We start from the raw sequence: 14,883 nt of genomic DNA on the forward strand, positions 1-14,883 counted from the left end.
GTCCCGGAGGTGGGGCGGGGGCATCGCGCGCCGGATGGCTCCGCGATCAAACTTTCGGTTGAGCCGGAATTGTCCGGCCCCGCCTACGCTGGGGGGACCATGCATCCGCGTCCCCTCACCCCCGCCCCGTTCGTGCTGCGGCTCTGTCTGCACCTGCTGATGGCGGGCCTTCTCGTCCTGGCGGCGGTCCGCGCGCACTCGGTGGCGGGGACGGTGGCCGCGGCGGTGACGGGGGCGGTCTACGCGGCCGGTTCGTACCTCGGGCCGGTACGGACCTCGCAGCGGGCGGCGGCCGGGTGGCTGGCGGTCCTCGGCGCGTCCTGGCTGGTCATGCTCTGGCTGACGCCGGAGGCGCTCTGGGTGGCGTTCCCGCTGTACTTCCTCCAGCTGCACCTGCTGCCCGCGCGCTGGTCGCTGCCCTCGGTGGCGCTGACCGCGGGCGCGGCGATCCTCGCGTACGTGGGGCACGGCGCCCCGCTCAATCCGGGCGTGTTCATCGGGCCGCTGCTGGGCGGGGCGGTCGCGGTGGCGACGGTCCTCGGCTACCAGGCGCTGTACCGGGAGAGCGAGCGGCGGCGGCGGCTCATCGAGGAACTGCTGGCGACCCGGGCGGAGCTGGCCTCGGCGGAGCGGCACGCGGGGACGCTCGCCGAGCGGGAGCGGCTGGCCCGGGAGATCCACGACACGCTGGCGCAGGGCCTGTCCTCGATCCAGCTGCTGCTGCGGGCGGCGGAGCGGGCGCTGCCGCCCGGTTCCCCGGCGGCGGGGCACATCGACCGGGCGCGGCGGGCGGCGCAGGACAATCTCGCGGAGGCCCGGCGCTTCGTCCGCGCGCTGTCCCCGCCGGACCTGGAGCACGGCTCCCTGGCGGCGGCCCTTGAGCGGCTGTGCGACGGGGCGGGGCCGTACGGGACGGACGGGGGCTCGGGGGCGTACGGGACGGAAGTGCTCCTGGAGCCGTACGGGACGGGCGCGGTGTCCTCGGCGCGGACGGCGGACGCCTCGGGCCCGGGAGCCTCGCCCGGCCCTGGTCCCGCTCCTGGTTCCGGGCCTGGTCCCGCTCCTGGTTCCGGGCCCGGTCCGGCCGCCGGGCCCCGGGTCCGGTTCTCGGTGAGCGGTACGCCCGTCGAGCTGCCCACTCCCTACGAGGTGGCGCTGCTGCGGATCGCGCAGTCGGCGCTCGGGAACACCGTGCGGCACGCCGCCGCCTCACGGGCGGAGATCACCCTGTCGTTCATGGACTCGTCCGTGACCCTGGACGTGGTCGACGACGGCGTGGGCTTCGGCCCGGGGGCCGTGCGCCCCTCGTCCGACGCCGGTTTCGGGCTCCCGGCGATGCGGTCGCGCGCGGAGTCCCTCGGCGGCGCGTTCACCGTCGAGTCGGCGCCCGGCCAGGGCACGGCGGTCGCCGTCTCCCTCCCCCTTCCCGCTGGAGCACGCGTATGACCATCCGTCTTCTCCTCGCCGACGACCATCCGGTCGTACGGGCCGGCCTGCGCGCGGTCCTCGACACGGAGCCGGACTTCACGGTCGTCGCGGAGGCGGCGACCGCCGAGCGCGCGGTGGAGCTGGCCGCCGCCGGAGACGTGGACGTGGTCCTGATGGACCTGCAGTTCGGCGCGGGGATGCACGGCTCGGAGGCGACGGCGGCGATCACCGCGACGCCGGGCGGGCCGAAGGTGCTGGTGCTCACGACGTACGACACGGACGCGGACATCCTGGCGGCGGTGGAGGCGGGCGCCTCGGGCTACCTCCTGAAGGACGCGCCGCCGGAGGAGCTGGCGGCGGCGGTGCGGACGGCGGCGGCCGGGCAGTCGGCACTGGCCCCTGCGGTGGCGCACCGGCTGATGGACCGGATGCGGACCCCGGCGGAGGCGCTGACCAAGCGGGAGCTGGAGGTGCTCCAACTGGTCGGCGAGGGGCTGTCGAACCAGCAGATCAGCAAGGCGCTGTTCCTGAGCCAGGCGACGGTGAAGTCGCACCTGGTGCACGTGTTCGCGAAGCTGGGCGTGGACTCCCGGACGGCGGCGGTGGCGGCGGCGACGGCACGGCGGCTGATCAGACGGTAGGGCGGGCCGGACGGGGCCGAACCCGGGGGCCGGGCGTGGCGCCGGGTCGTGGCGCCGGGCCCGGAGCAGGTCGCGGGCCCCGCCGCAGGGGTCCGGCCGCGCCCGTCTCCGTACCGGATCGCCCGTCGTGGCCCCCGTCCCGACGCCCCTGCGGGATTCAGCCCTCGGGCCCGTACGGAATCCGCCGATCGCCGCTCCGGGTCCCCTGCGGGACCGGTCCTCAGGCCCCGGCCCGGCCCGTCGGGCCGGTGGGGGGCGGGCCGAAGAGCTCCACCGCCCGGCGGACCCCGGCGAGGCCCCCGGCGAGGGCGCTGACGGAGCCGACGGAACCGGCGACCAGCAGCAGGGAGCGGCGCAGCCGCCGTACCTCGGGGGCGCCGCTGAGCGCCATCGCGGCGAGCGCGGCGAGTTCCTCCTCGGCGATGCCACGGTCGGCGAACTCCAGCCGATTTGCGGCGAGGTCGCGGCGGAGCCGGGACACGGCGGACCGCAGTTCGGCCACCCTGGGGTCCACGCCCTCGCCGGTCACTCGCCTCTTCTGCCCCACGCTTCGCGACATGGTCCTCCCCCTCGCGCCGTTCCGTGCGCGGAACCCACCGCCCGAACCGTCCGGGCACCCCGGACGAGCCCCTCGGACAACGGTCCGGCGCCGGGGGGGCGCGGGGTCAGTTAACTCCTTCGCGCGCCCGGCGCACCACCCTCCGCGGGGGTGATTCGGGCGGGGGCCTCGTTCTGCCTGATGAGGTATGCAGTTCCCATGAGAACCACGACAACCACGCATGACCGAACGGCTGAACGAGCCCCCGTGGTCGCGGGTCTGCTGCTCGCCGCCGGGGGCGGGCGGCGGCTCGGCGGGCGGCCGAAGGCCCTCCTTCCGCACCGGGGCCGACCGCTGGTGGAGCACGCGGCGGGGGCGCTGCGGGCGGCGGGCTGCGAGGTGGTCCATGTGGTCCTGGGCGCCTCCGCCGGGGCCGTGCGGGAGCGGGCGGAGCTGCCGGGGTGCGTGCTCGTGGACAACCCGGAGTGGGCCGAGGGCATGGGTTCCTCGCTGCGGGCGGGGCTCGCCTCGCTGGCGGCCGATCCGCGCGGGGTGGACGCGGCGCTCGTGCTCCTGGTCGACCAGCCGGGGATCGGGGCGGCGGCGGTGGCCCGGGTCCTCGGGGCGTACGCGGGGCGGGGGACGCTGGCGGCGGCCTCGTACGACGGGGTGCGGGGGCATCCGGTGCTGTTCGGGGCGGAGCACTGGGCCGGGATCGCCGAGCGCGCGGTGGGCGACCGGGGGGCGCGGGACTATCTGGCGGCGCACCGGGACGCGATCGCTCCGGTGGACTGTTCGGAGGTGGCCGAGCCGTACGACATCGACACGGAGGCGGACCTGGCGCACCTGGAGTGAGCGGCCCGGCACCGCGCGCCATGTTGTGTCGATCCTGAGAATCTCGACATCAACAAACCATTGAACTTCCACCATGAGGAAACTAGTATCCACTGATCAGAAGCGCCTGCCGGTTCAGGAGGCGCTCGCGGCCGTATCCCGGCACCTGTGGCACTCCGTGCCGAACCGTGACGCCCGGCGGCCGCCAGGCACCGCCCGTGAAGTCCGCTGAAGGAAGTGACAGTTCATGTCCGCACCAGCGCCGTCCCCCCTGGCCGTCGTCGATGCCGAGCCCCTGCCGCGTCAGGAAGAGGTGCTCACCGAGGCCGCCCTGGCCTTCGTCGCCGAACTGCACCGGCGGTTCACCCCGCGCCGGGACGAGCTCCTCGCCCGCCGCGCCGAGCGCCGCGCCGAGATCGCCCGCACGTCCACCCTGGACTTCCTGCCGGAGACCGCGGCGATCCGCGCCGACGACTCCTGGAAGGTCGCGCCGGCCCCGGCGGCCCTGAACGACCGCCGCGTCGAGATCACCGGTCCGACCGACCGCAAGATGACGATCAACGCGCTCAACTCCGGCGCCCGGGTCTGGCTCGCCGACTTCGAGGACGCCTCGGCGCCGACCTGGGAGAACGTGGTCCTGGGCCAGCTCAACCTGATCGACGCGTACGCCCGGAAGATCGACTTCACGGACCCCCGCTCGGGCAGGTCCTACGCGCTCAAGCCCGCCGAGGAGCTGGCCACGGTCGTCATGCGGCCGCGCGGCTGGCACCTGAACGAGCGTCATCTCGTCCTCGACGGGAGCCCGGTGCCGGGCGCGCTCGTCGACTTCGGCCTGTACTTCTTCCACAACGCCCAGCGGCTCGTGGACCTCGGCAAGGGCCCGTACTTCTACCTGCCGAAGACGGAGTCGCACCTGGAGGCCCGCCTCTGGAACGAGATCTTCGTCTTCGCCCAGGACCACGTCGGCCTCCCGCAGGGCACCGTCCGCGCCACGGTCCTCATCGAGACCATCACGGCCGCGTACGAGATGGAGGAGATCCTCTACGAGCTCCGCGACCACGCGGCGGGGCTGAACGCGGGCCGCTGGGACTACCTCTTCTCCATCGTCAAGAACTTCCGTGACGGCGGCGCCAAGTTCGTCCTGCCGGACCGCAACGCGGTCACGATGACAGCGCCGTTCATGCGCGCGTACACCGAACTCCTCGTCCGCACCTGCCACAAGCGCGGCGCGCACGCGATCGGCGGCATGGCCGCCTTCATCCCGTCCCGCCGGGACGCCGAGGTCAACAAGGTCGCCTTCGAGAAGGTCAAGGCCGACAAGGACCGCGAGGCGGGCGACGGCTTCGACGGCTCCTGGGTCGCCCACCCCGACCTGGTCCCGATCGCGATGGCCTCCTTCGACGCGGTGCTCGGCGAGAAGCCGAACCAGAAGGACCGGCTCCGCGAGGACGTGTCCGTCGCCGCGGGCGACCTGATCGCCATCGACTCCCTCGACGCGAGGCCCACCTACGACGGCCTGCGCAACGCCGTCCAGGTCGGCGTCCGTTACATCGAGGCGTGGCTGCGCGGTCTCGGCGCGGTCGCCATCTTCAACCTGATGGAGGACGCGGCCACCGCCGAGATCTCGCGCTCGCAGATCTGGCAGTGGATCAACGCGGGCGTCGTCTTCGAGAACGGCGAGCCCGCCACCCCGGAGCTGGCCCGCCGGGTCGCCGCCGAGGAACTCGCCGCGATCCGCGCGGAGATCGGCGAGGAGGCCTTCGCGGCGGGCCGCTGGCAGCAGGCCCACGACCTGCTGCTTCGCGTCTCGCTCGACGCGGACTACGCGGACTTCCTGACGCTGCCCGCGTACGAGCAGCTGGTCGGCTGACCCGTACGGCCGACCCGTCGGCCACGGCCACGGTCCCACGGCTCGACGGCCCCGCCCCCGGCGAACGCGCAGTGCCGGGGCCGGGGCCGCGCGCGTCCACCGGCACACGGGACCGACGGCGGGCCCTGGCCGCCGGCCAGGGGCGAGGGGCGGCGGTTCACGGCGGGGTCAGGCCCAGGGGGCCGAGGACGCGCGCGGTCTCGTGCGGGTCCGCCGCCGCCATCGCCCGCAGCAGGGCCGCCGAACCGCCCGGCCAGTCGGCCGCCGCCGTGTCGAAGGCGGTACGGCGGGACTCCAGCGGCCCCTTCTTCGCCGGGAGCCCGTCCAGGACGAGCAGCGCCCGCGCCGAGGTCCGCACCCGGAGCGGGTCGTCGGGCTCGTCGCGGGCCCGCAGGGCCCGATGGGCGTACGCGCCGATCACAGGGTCGGAAAGGGCGTCCCGCAGGGCGTCCGGCGGGGCGTTCCGGGTGTCCAGGACGGCGAACAGGCCACGGACCGCGGCGGCTTCGGAGGTTCCCGCGCGGACCGTGCCGAGGGCTCCGAGCAGCGCCGACCAGGCGTCGGCGGTGTCCCCGCGCGCGTGCAGCCAGTCCGCGAGCACCCGTGCGGCGACCCGGCCGGGCCAGCCCGTGGCGGCGGCCACCACGGCGGGCGCGGACCACGTCCTCACCTCGGCGGCGTCCGGGGCGGCCACTCCCCGCACCCTCAGCAGATAGCGCACGGCGCCCGCACCGCGCGGAGTGAGCCCGAAGGCGTCCCCGGCGCGGAAGACGAGGCCGGTGGCGGCGAGCCGGTCGAGGACCCGGGCCAGATCACGGGCGGGCCGCTCCAGACGGGCCCGGTCCGCCTCGGTCGGCCCGACGGCACCGAGGAGCCGCGCCAGTTCCGGCAGCGGCGGGACCCCGTACGCGTCCGGCGCCCCGTCCGGCACCGGGACGGGCAGGTCCTCCAGATCGGGATCGACGGTCCAGTCCTCGTACTCGGCGGCCTTGCGGGCGACGGACTCCGCCGCGCAGCCCCGCCGGTAGACCACGTACAGCAGATGCGGCGCCTCACCGCCGTAGGGCTCGAACTCCTCCTCGGACAGCTCCTCGACGGCGCCGACGAGGGCGTCGGCGTCCGCCTCGACCGGCCCGGACTCGATCGCGGGCGGCGGGGGCGCGGGGACGGCGGGATCGCCGTGGTCGTCGAGGTGCTCGTCGAGCAGCACATCGGCCAGGACGAGGTGCGGGAAGTCGTCGGGTCCCGGCGCGAAGCGCGCGTACGGCCCGGAGAGCTGCTCCGCGAGCCCGGCGGCGGTCCACCGGTCCAGGAGCCCGCCCGCCACCCGCCCGATGCCGGTGGCGACGGCGTGGTCGGTGAGCAGCGGACCGGCGGGGGGCGGGGTCTCGGCGTCCCGTACGTACGCGCGCGTGAGCGCCTCCGAGAGGAGGACGTCCGCGAGGGCCGTCCGCCCCATGAGGTCGGCGCGGTGCACGCCGTCGGGGAGCGGGGCGCCGTCGAGCGCGGCGAGTCTGCGCCGGACGTCCTCGGGGTCGCGGAGGTCGGCGCCGCAGGTGCGGAGCAGGGAGGCGTACCAGCGGTGCCAGGTGAGGTTGCCGGGGTCGGTCATGGCCCGTTCGAAGTCGGCGGCGGACTCCCGGAGCACGGCGGCGACCGGCTCGCCCGTGCCGTCGAACCGGGCGGCGAGCCGGGTGAGGACGGCGGGGTAGACGGCGAGGTCGCCGGGCGGGGCGTACACGAACGTCGGGAGGTCCTCCACGAGCAGCTGCCGCACCAGAGCGGGCGTCGGCTCGGGGAGCCCGCTCCCCCGGTCGGCGCCCCGGAGGGCGAGCAGTCCGAGGACCGCCTCGGCGGCCCGTGTGAAGACGGGATCGCGGTGCCCGGCGGCTCCGTCGAGGAAACTGTCGAGCCCCATGTTGGTGAGAACGGTCTCGGCCACGCTTCCCAGAGTAGTTCGAAGGGGGACAGATCGGACGCAGGGCGTCCCGGGCGGCGGGGCGGAGACCGCCCGTCTCAGACGTCCGGGAGTCGTCTGCGGAGGGCCCGGACGACCTGCGCCATGTGCTGGACGTGTCCGACGCGGAGCCAGATCCCGGGACCCCCGGTACCGGTGGCACGGAAGGACGCGCGCGTGCACCCGGCGCCGGGCAGGTCGGGGGATTCCGTGAAGGGCGGGCCGGATCCCGCAGCGGCGGCTCCGGTGGGACCCTCCTCGCCGTACGCCTCGGCGCCGGGGTCGGCGCGGCCCGTACCGCACGGACCGGCTCCCCTCCCGCCGCTCCCTCCGCGCGCTCCGGACGCGCAGGCGAGGAGCCAGCGTTCGCCCCGGCTGAACTGTCCGCCCCGGAAGCCCTCCGCGCAGACGATCTCCCGGGCCGAGGCGCGGACCGCGTCCGCGTGGTCCGGTCCCCTGGTCGGCACCCGGGCCAGCACGAAGGTGCGTTCCATCGTGTAGCGGACGGTCCCCCACGGAGCGCCGCCGTCCGTCTTCAGCGGCCGGTCGGCGCTGCCCGCGTGGTCGGCGCCGTAGTCGCCGTACACCACGCGGACGTCCGGGCGCCGGGGCCCGTCCACGACCATGTGCCAGAGGTCCCAGTCGAACCGGTGGGCCTCCGCCAGCGGAGCCCCGTACGCCCCGGGGTACGCGCGCGGGAAGGACCCGGCGAGCAGGACGACGGTCCGCCAGGGGTGGAGCGGGACGAGGAGGTCCAGGGCCCGCAGCGCCCACTTCTCCGCCGGGTGGTGCTCGTCGACCACGGAGCGCAGGTCGAGCAGCAGGTCCACCGGGCAGTGCGCGAAGGCGACGCGCCGCAGGAGGCGCCGGGCCCCGTCCCGGAGGGCCTCGCCGGGCGGGGCCGTCAGGGGGACGCGCACGCCGAGGCCGTCGCCGTTCCCGAGGGCGGTCTCGGCGGTGGCCGTCTGCTGCCGGGCGGGACGCTCGACACCCGTCACCGGCCGGAGCGGGCTGCCGGGGCGGCCGTACCGGAGAAGCCCTCCGGCCGGAGGTCCCGTCCCTCCCTCGGCATGGAAGGCGTCGACCCAGGCGGGGCGTCCGCGCTGGACGGCCTCGATACGGTCCAGAGTCGCCCTCAGGTGCTCGGCGAGGCGGCCGGGGTGAGGGTCGGGGTCAGGGTGGGGATGGAGATCGGGGTCGGGGTCGGGTTCGGGGTGCGGCCAGGGGGCCGTGCGGGGGTGGCGGGGCCGGGCACTCCGGGCGCGGCTCCCGCCGCCCGGGGGCGGCACGGTCCAGAGGGGCGTCACGCACGCGCGTGCCCGGGTCGGCAGGAGGTCGTACGCGTCGAGCGCGCTCGGTCGCGCGGGCAGCGCGGGCACGTAGAGCGGCGGCTCGGCGGCGCCCGCTGCCGGGCGGGCGTCCGTCTCCGTCGACGGGCGGTCCGGCGTGCCCGAGGGCGGGCCCTCGCGGTGTCTCCTCGGCGATCCGGACATCGGCTCGGACATCGGCGCCCCCCAGCGGCCGTCGCATCCCCTGTTCGCAGGGTGCGGGGCCGCGGTCCGGAGCGAAAGGGCGCATTTCAGGCCAGCGCGCCTCCGGTGTCAGCGCACGACGACCGTCCTCGGCGCCGAGAAGTCGCCCCAGGTGCCGTCGGGGAGCTGGGCGCGCAGGGTGAGGGTGTACCGGGTGCCCGGGGGGTCCTGGACCGGGAAGGTGTAGGTGGCCCGGCCCCGGGGCGGGGCGTTGCCCCAGACGATCGTGGTGGCGAAGCGGCCGTCGAGGTCCAGCTGGTGGTGGGTCACGGGGGCGCCGGTGACGGGCGGCAGCCAGGTGACGGTGATCTCGCCCCGGGCCGCCGTGACGACGAGGTCGGCGGGGGCGGTGTTCGCGGGGGCGCCGGGCGAGGGGGCCGTGGTGAGGTCCACGGGGGTGCCGTCCGGAGAGGAGTTCTCGGCCGCGTCGCGGGCGCGGACCGTGAACGCGTAGGCGGTGCCGGGCCGGAGCCCGGTGACATGGGCGCTGGTGGCGGTGCCCGGCACGGTGTGGATGCGGGTGTCGGCCTGGTAGACGTCGTAGGCGGTGACCCGGGTGTCGTCCTTCGCCGGGCGCCAGTGGAGGGTGGCGGCGCGGCTGCCGTCGGGGGCGACCCGGAGTCCGGTCGGCGCGGTGGGGGCCGTGCGGTCCTCGGCGGCGGGGAGGGTGGTGGCAGTGACCGTGGTGCTGGGCGGCGAGACGTTGCCCGCCGCGTCGCGGGCGCGGACCGTGAAGCGGTGGGTGCTGGCGGGGGCGAGCCCGACGACATCGGTCATCAGGGTGGTGGCGGGCAGGTCCTTGACCTTGCGGCCCTCGCTGTAGACCGTGTAGCCGCTGACGGCCCGGTCGTCGGTGGCGGCGCTCCACATGACGTGGACCGTGCGCGAACTGCCCGCCGTGGCGGTGACACCGGCCGGGGCGGTGGGCGGTCCGGTGTCCTTGACCTCGGGTGCGGCGGCGGCGGAGCAGCCCGCGAGGGCGAGGCTGAGCACGAGGGTCGTCAACAGGCTTGCGGCGAGCGGGCGTTGCACGGGCCGGCCTCCATCCTTCGGAATGGTCCAGACCTATATCGCACACGGGGGCCGACTCCGGCAAGGGGGCGTCGGCGGGACGGGTGCGGGGGCGTTGTCAGTGGGGTGCGCTTCACTGGGAACATCACTCTCCGTAGTCGATCCAGGGGGAATCATGACGGACCGTACGATCTACGTGACGCACGTCGGAGTGCGGCGCCGGGGCTGGACCGACACGATGGTGCGGGACCTGCTCGGCACGCCCGACGTGCAGGGCCGCGACCCGCGCCGCTGGTCCCTCACCCCGGTCCGGCTCTATCTCCTCGCCCGGGTCGAGACGGTGGAGCGGACCCCCGAGTTCGCCGGGAGCGCGGCCCTCGCCCCCGGACGGTCCGCCGCCGCGCTCGCCCATGCCGAGCGGCGCCGGGCCGCCGTCCTGGCCGCCGTCCGCGCGGAGCCCGTGGAGGTGCCCCGGCTGCCGGGGCCCGAGCTGGAGCGGCGGGCGGTGCGCCACAGGCGGCTCCTGACGGCCCGGAGCCCCGGACCTGACGGGGAGTCCGCACCGCCCGCGGTGTCCGGGGAGACGCTCGTGCGATGGCAGGTGAGCTATCTGCGGCAGGCCTTGTCACGGTACGAGGCCCTGCTCGACGGCTTGTACGGGGAGACCGGACGCGGCGAGGCCGAACGGCTGCTCAGGAGGCGGCTGTACGAGGCCATCGCCGCCGCCTATCCAGCGCTGGCCCGGGAGTGCCGACGGCGGATCGCGGTGGAGGGGTGAGCGGTGGGGCGGGTGCGGGACGGCGGGGGCGGTGGGGACGGCCGGGGCGGTGGGGCGGGGGCGGGGATGGCGGGGCGGGCGTCGGGGGCGGTGCTCGACGGGGTTCGAGAGGGGCAGCGCGCGGGCCTTGGCCGTACGGTCGCCTCAGCGGGCCCGGCCGCACGGTCCCCGCTGCGGGATCGCGCGCCCCGGCCCCTCTCCCACCGGGCGGACGGCCACCGTGCCCGTGCCCTCAGTCCGGCAGGACCCGGGTGAGCTCGCGGCAGGCGGCCGGGACCGGGGCCACGACGGTGACCCCGCAGCGGTCGCGGAGGGCTTCGGCCGCCTCGCCGAGCGGGCCGCCGCCGATGACCACGGCCTGGGCGCCGTCCCGCTCGGCACAGGCGCGGACCGCCCGCCCCAGCCGGTCGAGGAGCAGTTCCGGTGCGGCGCGGAGGTGTGCGGGGTCGCCGGGGGCGAGGCGCAGCCCGGTGTACCGGTCCGCGAGGCCGAGGGAGAGCACCTGGTCCGCGATGGTCCCGGCGAGCAGGGGTGTGGTGGTGGCGATGCCGAAGCGGGTCCCGTCGGCGGCGGCTTCCCTGAGGGCCGCCTCACCGAGGCCCACCACGGGCACGGTGACGGCGGCGCGCAGCGCGGCGAGCCCGGGGTCTCCGAAGGCTCCGACGAGGAGTGCGGCGCAGCCGTCCCCGGCCGTGGCGCGCAGGCCCGCCGCGAGGACCTCGGGAGCGGCGGCCCGCAGCGCGGCGGGGTCGGTCAGCATGTCGGGCCCCCGGGCCACGGTGACGCCCCGGACGGGCCGGGCGGCGCCGAGGTACCGCCGGGCGAGGGCGGCCATCATCGCGGTCGTGGCGTCGGAGGTGTTGGGATTGATCAGCACCACGGTCCGGGGCCGCGCGGTGCGGGGCGTCATGGTGCGGCCCCCTGGGGTGCGGGCGTCACGGTGCCTGGTGCGAGGGGTTCGGGCGCCACGGTCTCAGGTGGCACGGCCCCGGGTGTCATGTCCCGGGCCGGACAGGTGCGGGCTGCGCGGGTCCCTGCGCCACGGGTCCGCGCGCGGGCGCCGCGGACGCCCCGGCCCCGGGTCCGGCGGGGTGCGCGGGACCCGGGGCGGGCGGTGGGAGGGCGGACGGGTTCAGTGGACGTGCGCCGTCTTCGAGGTGCGGGCGCCGGAGATCTCCTCGCCCGGTTCCATCGGCGCGGTGACCTCGTCGTCGTTCCGGCCCCCGCCCAGGTGGTTGAAGACCACGTTGAGCAGGACGGCGGCGACACAGCCGGTGGATATGCCGGAGTCCAGGATGATCTGGGCGGTCTCAGGGAAGGCGTGGTAGAAGTCCGGCTTGGTGATCGGGATGATGCCGACGGCCAGCGACACGGCGACGATGAGGACGTTGTTGTCCTTCTCCAGACCGGCCTTCACCAGGGTCTGGATGCCGCTGGCGGCGACCGAGCCGAAGAGGACGACACCCGCGCCGCCGAGGACCGGCCGGGGGACGACCGATATCAGCGAGGCGGCGACCGGCGAGAGGCCCATCAGGACCAGGAAGCCGCCGCCGCAGGCGACGACGAAGCGGCTGCGGACCCTGGTCATGGCGACCAGGCCGATGTTCTGCGCGAAGGCGCTGCACATGAAGCCGTTGAAGAGGGGGCTGATCGCGGAGCCGAGGGTGTCGGCGCGCAGTCCCGCCGCGATGGTCTTCTCGTCGGCCGGGCGCTCGACGATCTCGCCGAGCGCCAGCATGTCGGCGGTCGACTCGGTCATGGAGACCAGCATGACCACGCACATGGAGATGATCGCGGCGAGGGCGAACTGGGGGGCGCCGAAGTGGAACGGCGTGGGGAAGCCGACGACGTCCGCCTCGATCACCGGGGAGAAGTCGGTGACGCCGAAGGGGACGGCGATCAGCGTGCCGATGACGAGGCCGACGAGGACGGCGATCTGCTTGAGGAAGCCCCGGGTGAAGCGGCGCAGCAGCAGGACGACGACCAGGGTGATGCCGGCCAGCGAGAGGAACGTGGTCGAACCGTAGTCGGCGGCCTTGGGGTCGGGCCCTTGGGCCCAGCCGAACGCGACGGGGAGGAGGGAGACGCCGATGAGGGTGATCACGGTGCCGGTGACGACCGGCGGGAAGAACCGCACGAGCCGGGAGAACCAGGGGGCGGCGATGAAGCCGAGGACTCCGGCGACGATGACCGCGCCGAAGATCACGGGGAGGGCGTCGGCCTTGTCGCCGGTGGTGTCGACGATGGCGAGCATCGGCGCGACTCCGGCGAAGGTGACGCCGTTGACGAAGGGCAGCCGGGCGCCGATGTTCCAGACGCCGAGGGTCTGGAGGAAGGTGGCGAGGCCCGCGGTGAACAGGCTGGCACCGGTCAGGAAGGTGAGTTCGGTGCCGGAGAGGCCGACGGCCGCTCCGACGATCAGGGGCGGCGCGACGACGCCCGCGTACATGGCGGCCACGTGCTGGAGGCCGGTGGTGAGCATCTTCAGTGGGGGCAGCTTCTCGTCGACCGGATGTGTCTGGTGGTCGTCGGGGGCGGAGCCTGCGTCTTGTGCATTGCGAACCTGGGGCTTTGCGGCCACGGCGGTTCCTCCGGTCGGGTGCGCGTCGGCGGTGACGCGGGTGTCAGGGAGGTGGTGCGATGCGGTGCGGGTGCACGAGGTGCGGCTCGGTGCGGGGTGGTGCGGTGCGGGGGTGGTGCGGTGCGCGCGGAGGGGTGCGGCGCGGGTACGGGTGCCCGATGGGGGGTGCGGGCATGGGTCACCGTCCCGGGAGGTGCCGTACGACTTCTGCGTACGGCACCTCCCGGCCCGGCTGCCGCGGACCCCGCTCGGGTTCGCGGCGACCGGCCGAGGGCCGTCCCCCTCGGCCGGACTCCGTGGGGAGGGTCAGCCCTGGGCCGCGATGCGGGCCAGGCGCTGCGCCTCCGTGCGCGCGTCGCGCGCGATGGTGTCCTCGTCGACGGTGAGCAGACGGTCGTTCTCGACGATCTGCCGGCCGTTGACGAAGGAGGCGGTGACCGGGGCCGCCGCGCCGAGGACGATGGCGGTGACCGGGTCGGCGATCGTGGAGTGGCCGAGGCCGTCGATCTTCCAGAGGACGAAGTCGGCGAGCTTGCCCGCCTCCAGGGAGCCGATGCTGTCGGCCCGGCCGAGGACCTGGGCGCCGCCGTAGGTGCCCAGGCGCAGGGCCTGGCGGGCGTTGAGCGCGGCCTCGCGGTGGGCGCCGAGCCGGTTGACCAGGAGCGCGTTGCGCAGTTCGGTGTGGAGTTCGCCGGACTCGTTGGAGGCGGTGCCGTCGACGCCGAGGCCGACGGGGACGCCCGCCTTCAGCATGTCGGGGACGCGGGCGATGCCCGCGGCGAGCCGCGCGTTGGAGGAGGGGCAGTGGGCGACCCCGGTCCTGGTGCGGGCGAAGGCGGCGATGTCGGAGTCGTTCATGTGGACGCAGTGCGCCATCCACACGTCCTCGCCGAGGAAGCCGGTGGACTCGAAGTAGTCCGTCGGGCCCATCCCGAACAGTTCGTGGCAGAACTTCTCCTCCTCCACGGTCTCCGAGCCGTGGGTGTGCATCCGTACGCCGAGGCGGCGGCCGAGCGCGGCGCCCTCACGGAGGAGTTCGGTGGAGATGGAGAAGGGCGAGCAGGGGGCGACGGCGATCTGGGTCATCGCGTCGAAGGAGGCGTCGTGGTACCTCTTCACCGTCTCCTCGGTCGCGGCGAGCGCGCCCTCGGTCGTCTCGACGGCGAAGTCCGGCGGCAGGCCGCCGTCCTTCTCGCTGCGGTCCATGGAGCCCCGGGCGAGGGTGAAGCGGACGCCCATCTCGGAGGCGGCGCCGATGATGGCGCCCGAGAGGTCACCGGAGTTCACCGGGTACACGTAGTGGTGGTCCATGGCGGTGGTGACGCCGCCGCGGGCCATCATCGCGAGCGAGCCCCGTGCGGCGGCGCGCACCATCGGCTCGTCGATCCGGGCCCAGGTGGGGTAGAGGGCGACGAGCCAGTCGAAGAGGTTGTGGTCGGTCGCGAGGCCCCGGGTGATCCACTGGTAGAAGTGGTGGTGGGTGTTGACCAGACCGGGTGTGACGAGGTGGCCGGAGGCGTCTATGCGCCGGACCACGTTCGCCAGGCCCTCCGGAGCCTTTCCGGCACCGATGGACTCGATCTTGTTGCCCGCGACGACGAGGTGGCCGGAGGCGTATTCGGTGTCGTGCGCGTCGACGGTGGCGATCGCCGCGTTCTCGATGACGATGCGCTGGGCTGCCGAAGGTGCTGCCATGGCGGTGGTTCCTTCATT

General features: G+C 75.1%; 12 protein-coding genes. 5 read left to right on the plus strand and 7 right to left on the minus strand.

All coding sequences use genetic code 11. The annotated features are described in order from the left end of the window. Nucleotides 1-99 precede the first annotated feature (99 nt). Both ACIO92_RS04075 and ACIO92_RS04080 read left to right on the plus strand, forming a co-directional pair. A complete protein-coding gene (locus ACIO92_RS04075; RefSeq protein ID WP_402280905.1) occupies nt 100-1,446 on the plus strand; it encodes a histidine kinase in 1,347 nt (448 codons plus the stop codon). Then, entirely contained in the window at nt 1,443-2,069 is a 627-nt protein-coding gene (locus ACIO92_RS04080) for a response regulator transcription factor (protein ID WP_366445147.1), read from the plus strand. Before ACIO92_RS04075 ends, ACIO92_RS04080 begins: the two co-directional genes overlap by 4 nt. A gap of 220 nt (nt 2,070-2,289) precedes the next feature. On the opposite strand, the gene ACIO92_RS04085 is transcribed toward ACIO92_RS04080, so the two are convergent. Beyond that, entirely contained in the window at nt 2,290-2,628 is a 339-nt protein-coding gene (locus tag ACIO92_RS04085; protein WP_402280904.1) for a DUF5955 family protein, read from the minus strand. A 198-nt stretch (nt 2,629-2,826) separates the two neighbouring features. Here ACIO92_RS04085 and ACIO92_RS04090 point away from each other — a divergent pair, with 198 nt between their 5' ends. Then, nucleotides 2,827-3,462 carry an NTP transferase domain-containing protein gene (locus tag ACIO92_RS04090; RefSeq protein ID WP_401237631.1) on the plus strand — a complete coding sequence of 212 codons (636 nt, stop codon included), beginning with the start codon at nt 2,827-2,829 and terminating at the stop codon, nt 3,460-3,462. 226 nt (nt 3,463-3,688) lie between these two features. Next, a complete protein-coding gene (gene aceB, locus ACIO92_RS04095; RefSeq protein WP_366445144.1) occupies nt 3,689-5,311 on the plus strand; it encodes a malate synthase A in 1,623 nt (540 codons plus the stop codon). A gap of 157 nt (nt 5,312-5,468) precedes the next feature. Here aceB and ACIO92_RS04100 read toward each other — a convergent pair whose 3' ends face one another. The 3 genes from ACIO92_RS04100 to ACIO92_RS04110 all read right to left on the minus strand — a co-directional run bounded on the left by ACIO92_RS04100 (nt 5,469) and on the right by ACIO92_RS04110 (nt 9,832). Next, nucleotides 5,469-7,253 (minus strand): hypothetical protein, encoded by a 1,785-nt coding sequence (locus ACIO92_RS04100; RefSeq protein ID WP_401237634.1) that lies wholly within the window; start codon nt 7,251-7,253, stop codon nt 5,469-5,471. Between the two features lie 74 nt (nt 7,254-7,327). Then, a complete protein-coding gene (locus ACIO92_RS04105) occupies nt 7,328-8,773 on the minus strand; it encodes a hypothetical protein (protein WP_402280901.1) in 1,446 nt (481 codons plus the stop codon). A 96-nt stretch (nt 8,774-8,869) separates the two neighbouring features. Continuing rightward, nucleotides 8,870-9,832 (minus strand): fibronectin type III domain-containing protein, encoded by a 963-nt coding sequence (locus tag ACIO92_RS04110; protein ID WP_402280899.1) that lies wholly within the window; start codon nt 9,830-9,832, stop codon nt 8,870-8,872. Between the two features lie 154 nt (nt 9,833-9,986). Here ACIO92_RS04110 and ACIO92_RS04115 point away from each other — a divergent pair, with 154 nt between their 5' ends. After that, entirely contained in the window at nt 9,987-10,589 is a 603-nt protein-coding gene (locus ACIO92_RS04115) for a hypothetical protein (protein WP_366445140.1), read from the plus strand. A 232-nt stretch (nt 10,590-10,821) separates the two neighbouring features. Here ACIO92_RS04115 and ACIO92_RS04120 read toward each other — a convergent pair whose 3' ends face one another. From ACIO92_RS04120 to ACIO92_RS04130, 3 genes are all read right to left on the minus strand, one after another. Then, nucleotides 10,822-11,499, minus strand: coding sequence for an aspartate/glutamate racemase family protein (locus ACIO92_RS04120; RefSeq protein ID WP_402058448.1), 678 nt, complete (start codon nt 11,497-11,499; stop codon nt 10,822-10,824). A 222-nt stretch (nt 11,500-11,721) separates the two neighbouring features. Then, on the minus strand, nt 11,722-13,071 hold the full coding sequence (locus ACIO92_RS04125) for a nucleobase:cation symporter-2 family protein (protein WP_366445194.1): 1,350 nt from the start codon (nt 13,069-13,071) through the stop codon (nt 11,722-11,724). A 405-nt stretch (nt 13,072-13,476) separates the two neighbouring features. Then, nucleotides 13,477-14,865, minus strand: a complete 1,389-nt coding sequence (locus ACIO92_RS04130; protein WP_366445138.1) for an 8-oxoguanine deaminase — start codon at nt 14,863-14,865, stop codon at nt 13,477-13,479. Nucleotides 14,866-14,883 lie beyond the last annotated feature (18 nt).

The sequence above is a fragment of the Streptomyces sp. NPDC087215 genome (genome assembly GCF_044744885.1).
GTDB lineage: Bacteria > Actinomycetota > Actinomycetes > Streptomycetales > Streptomycetaceae > Streptomyces.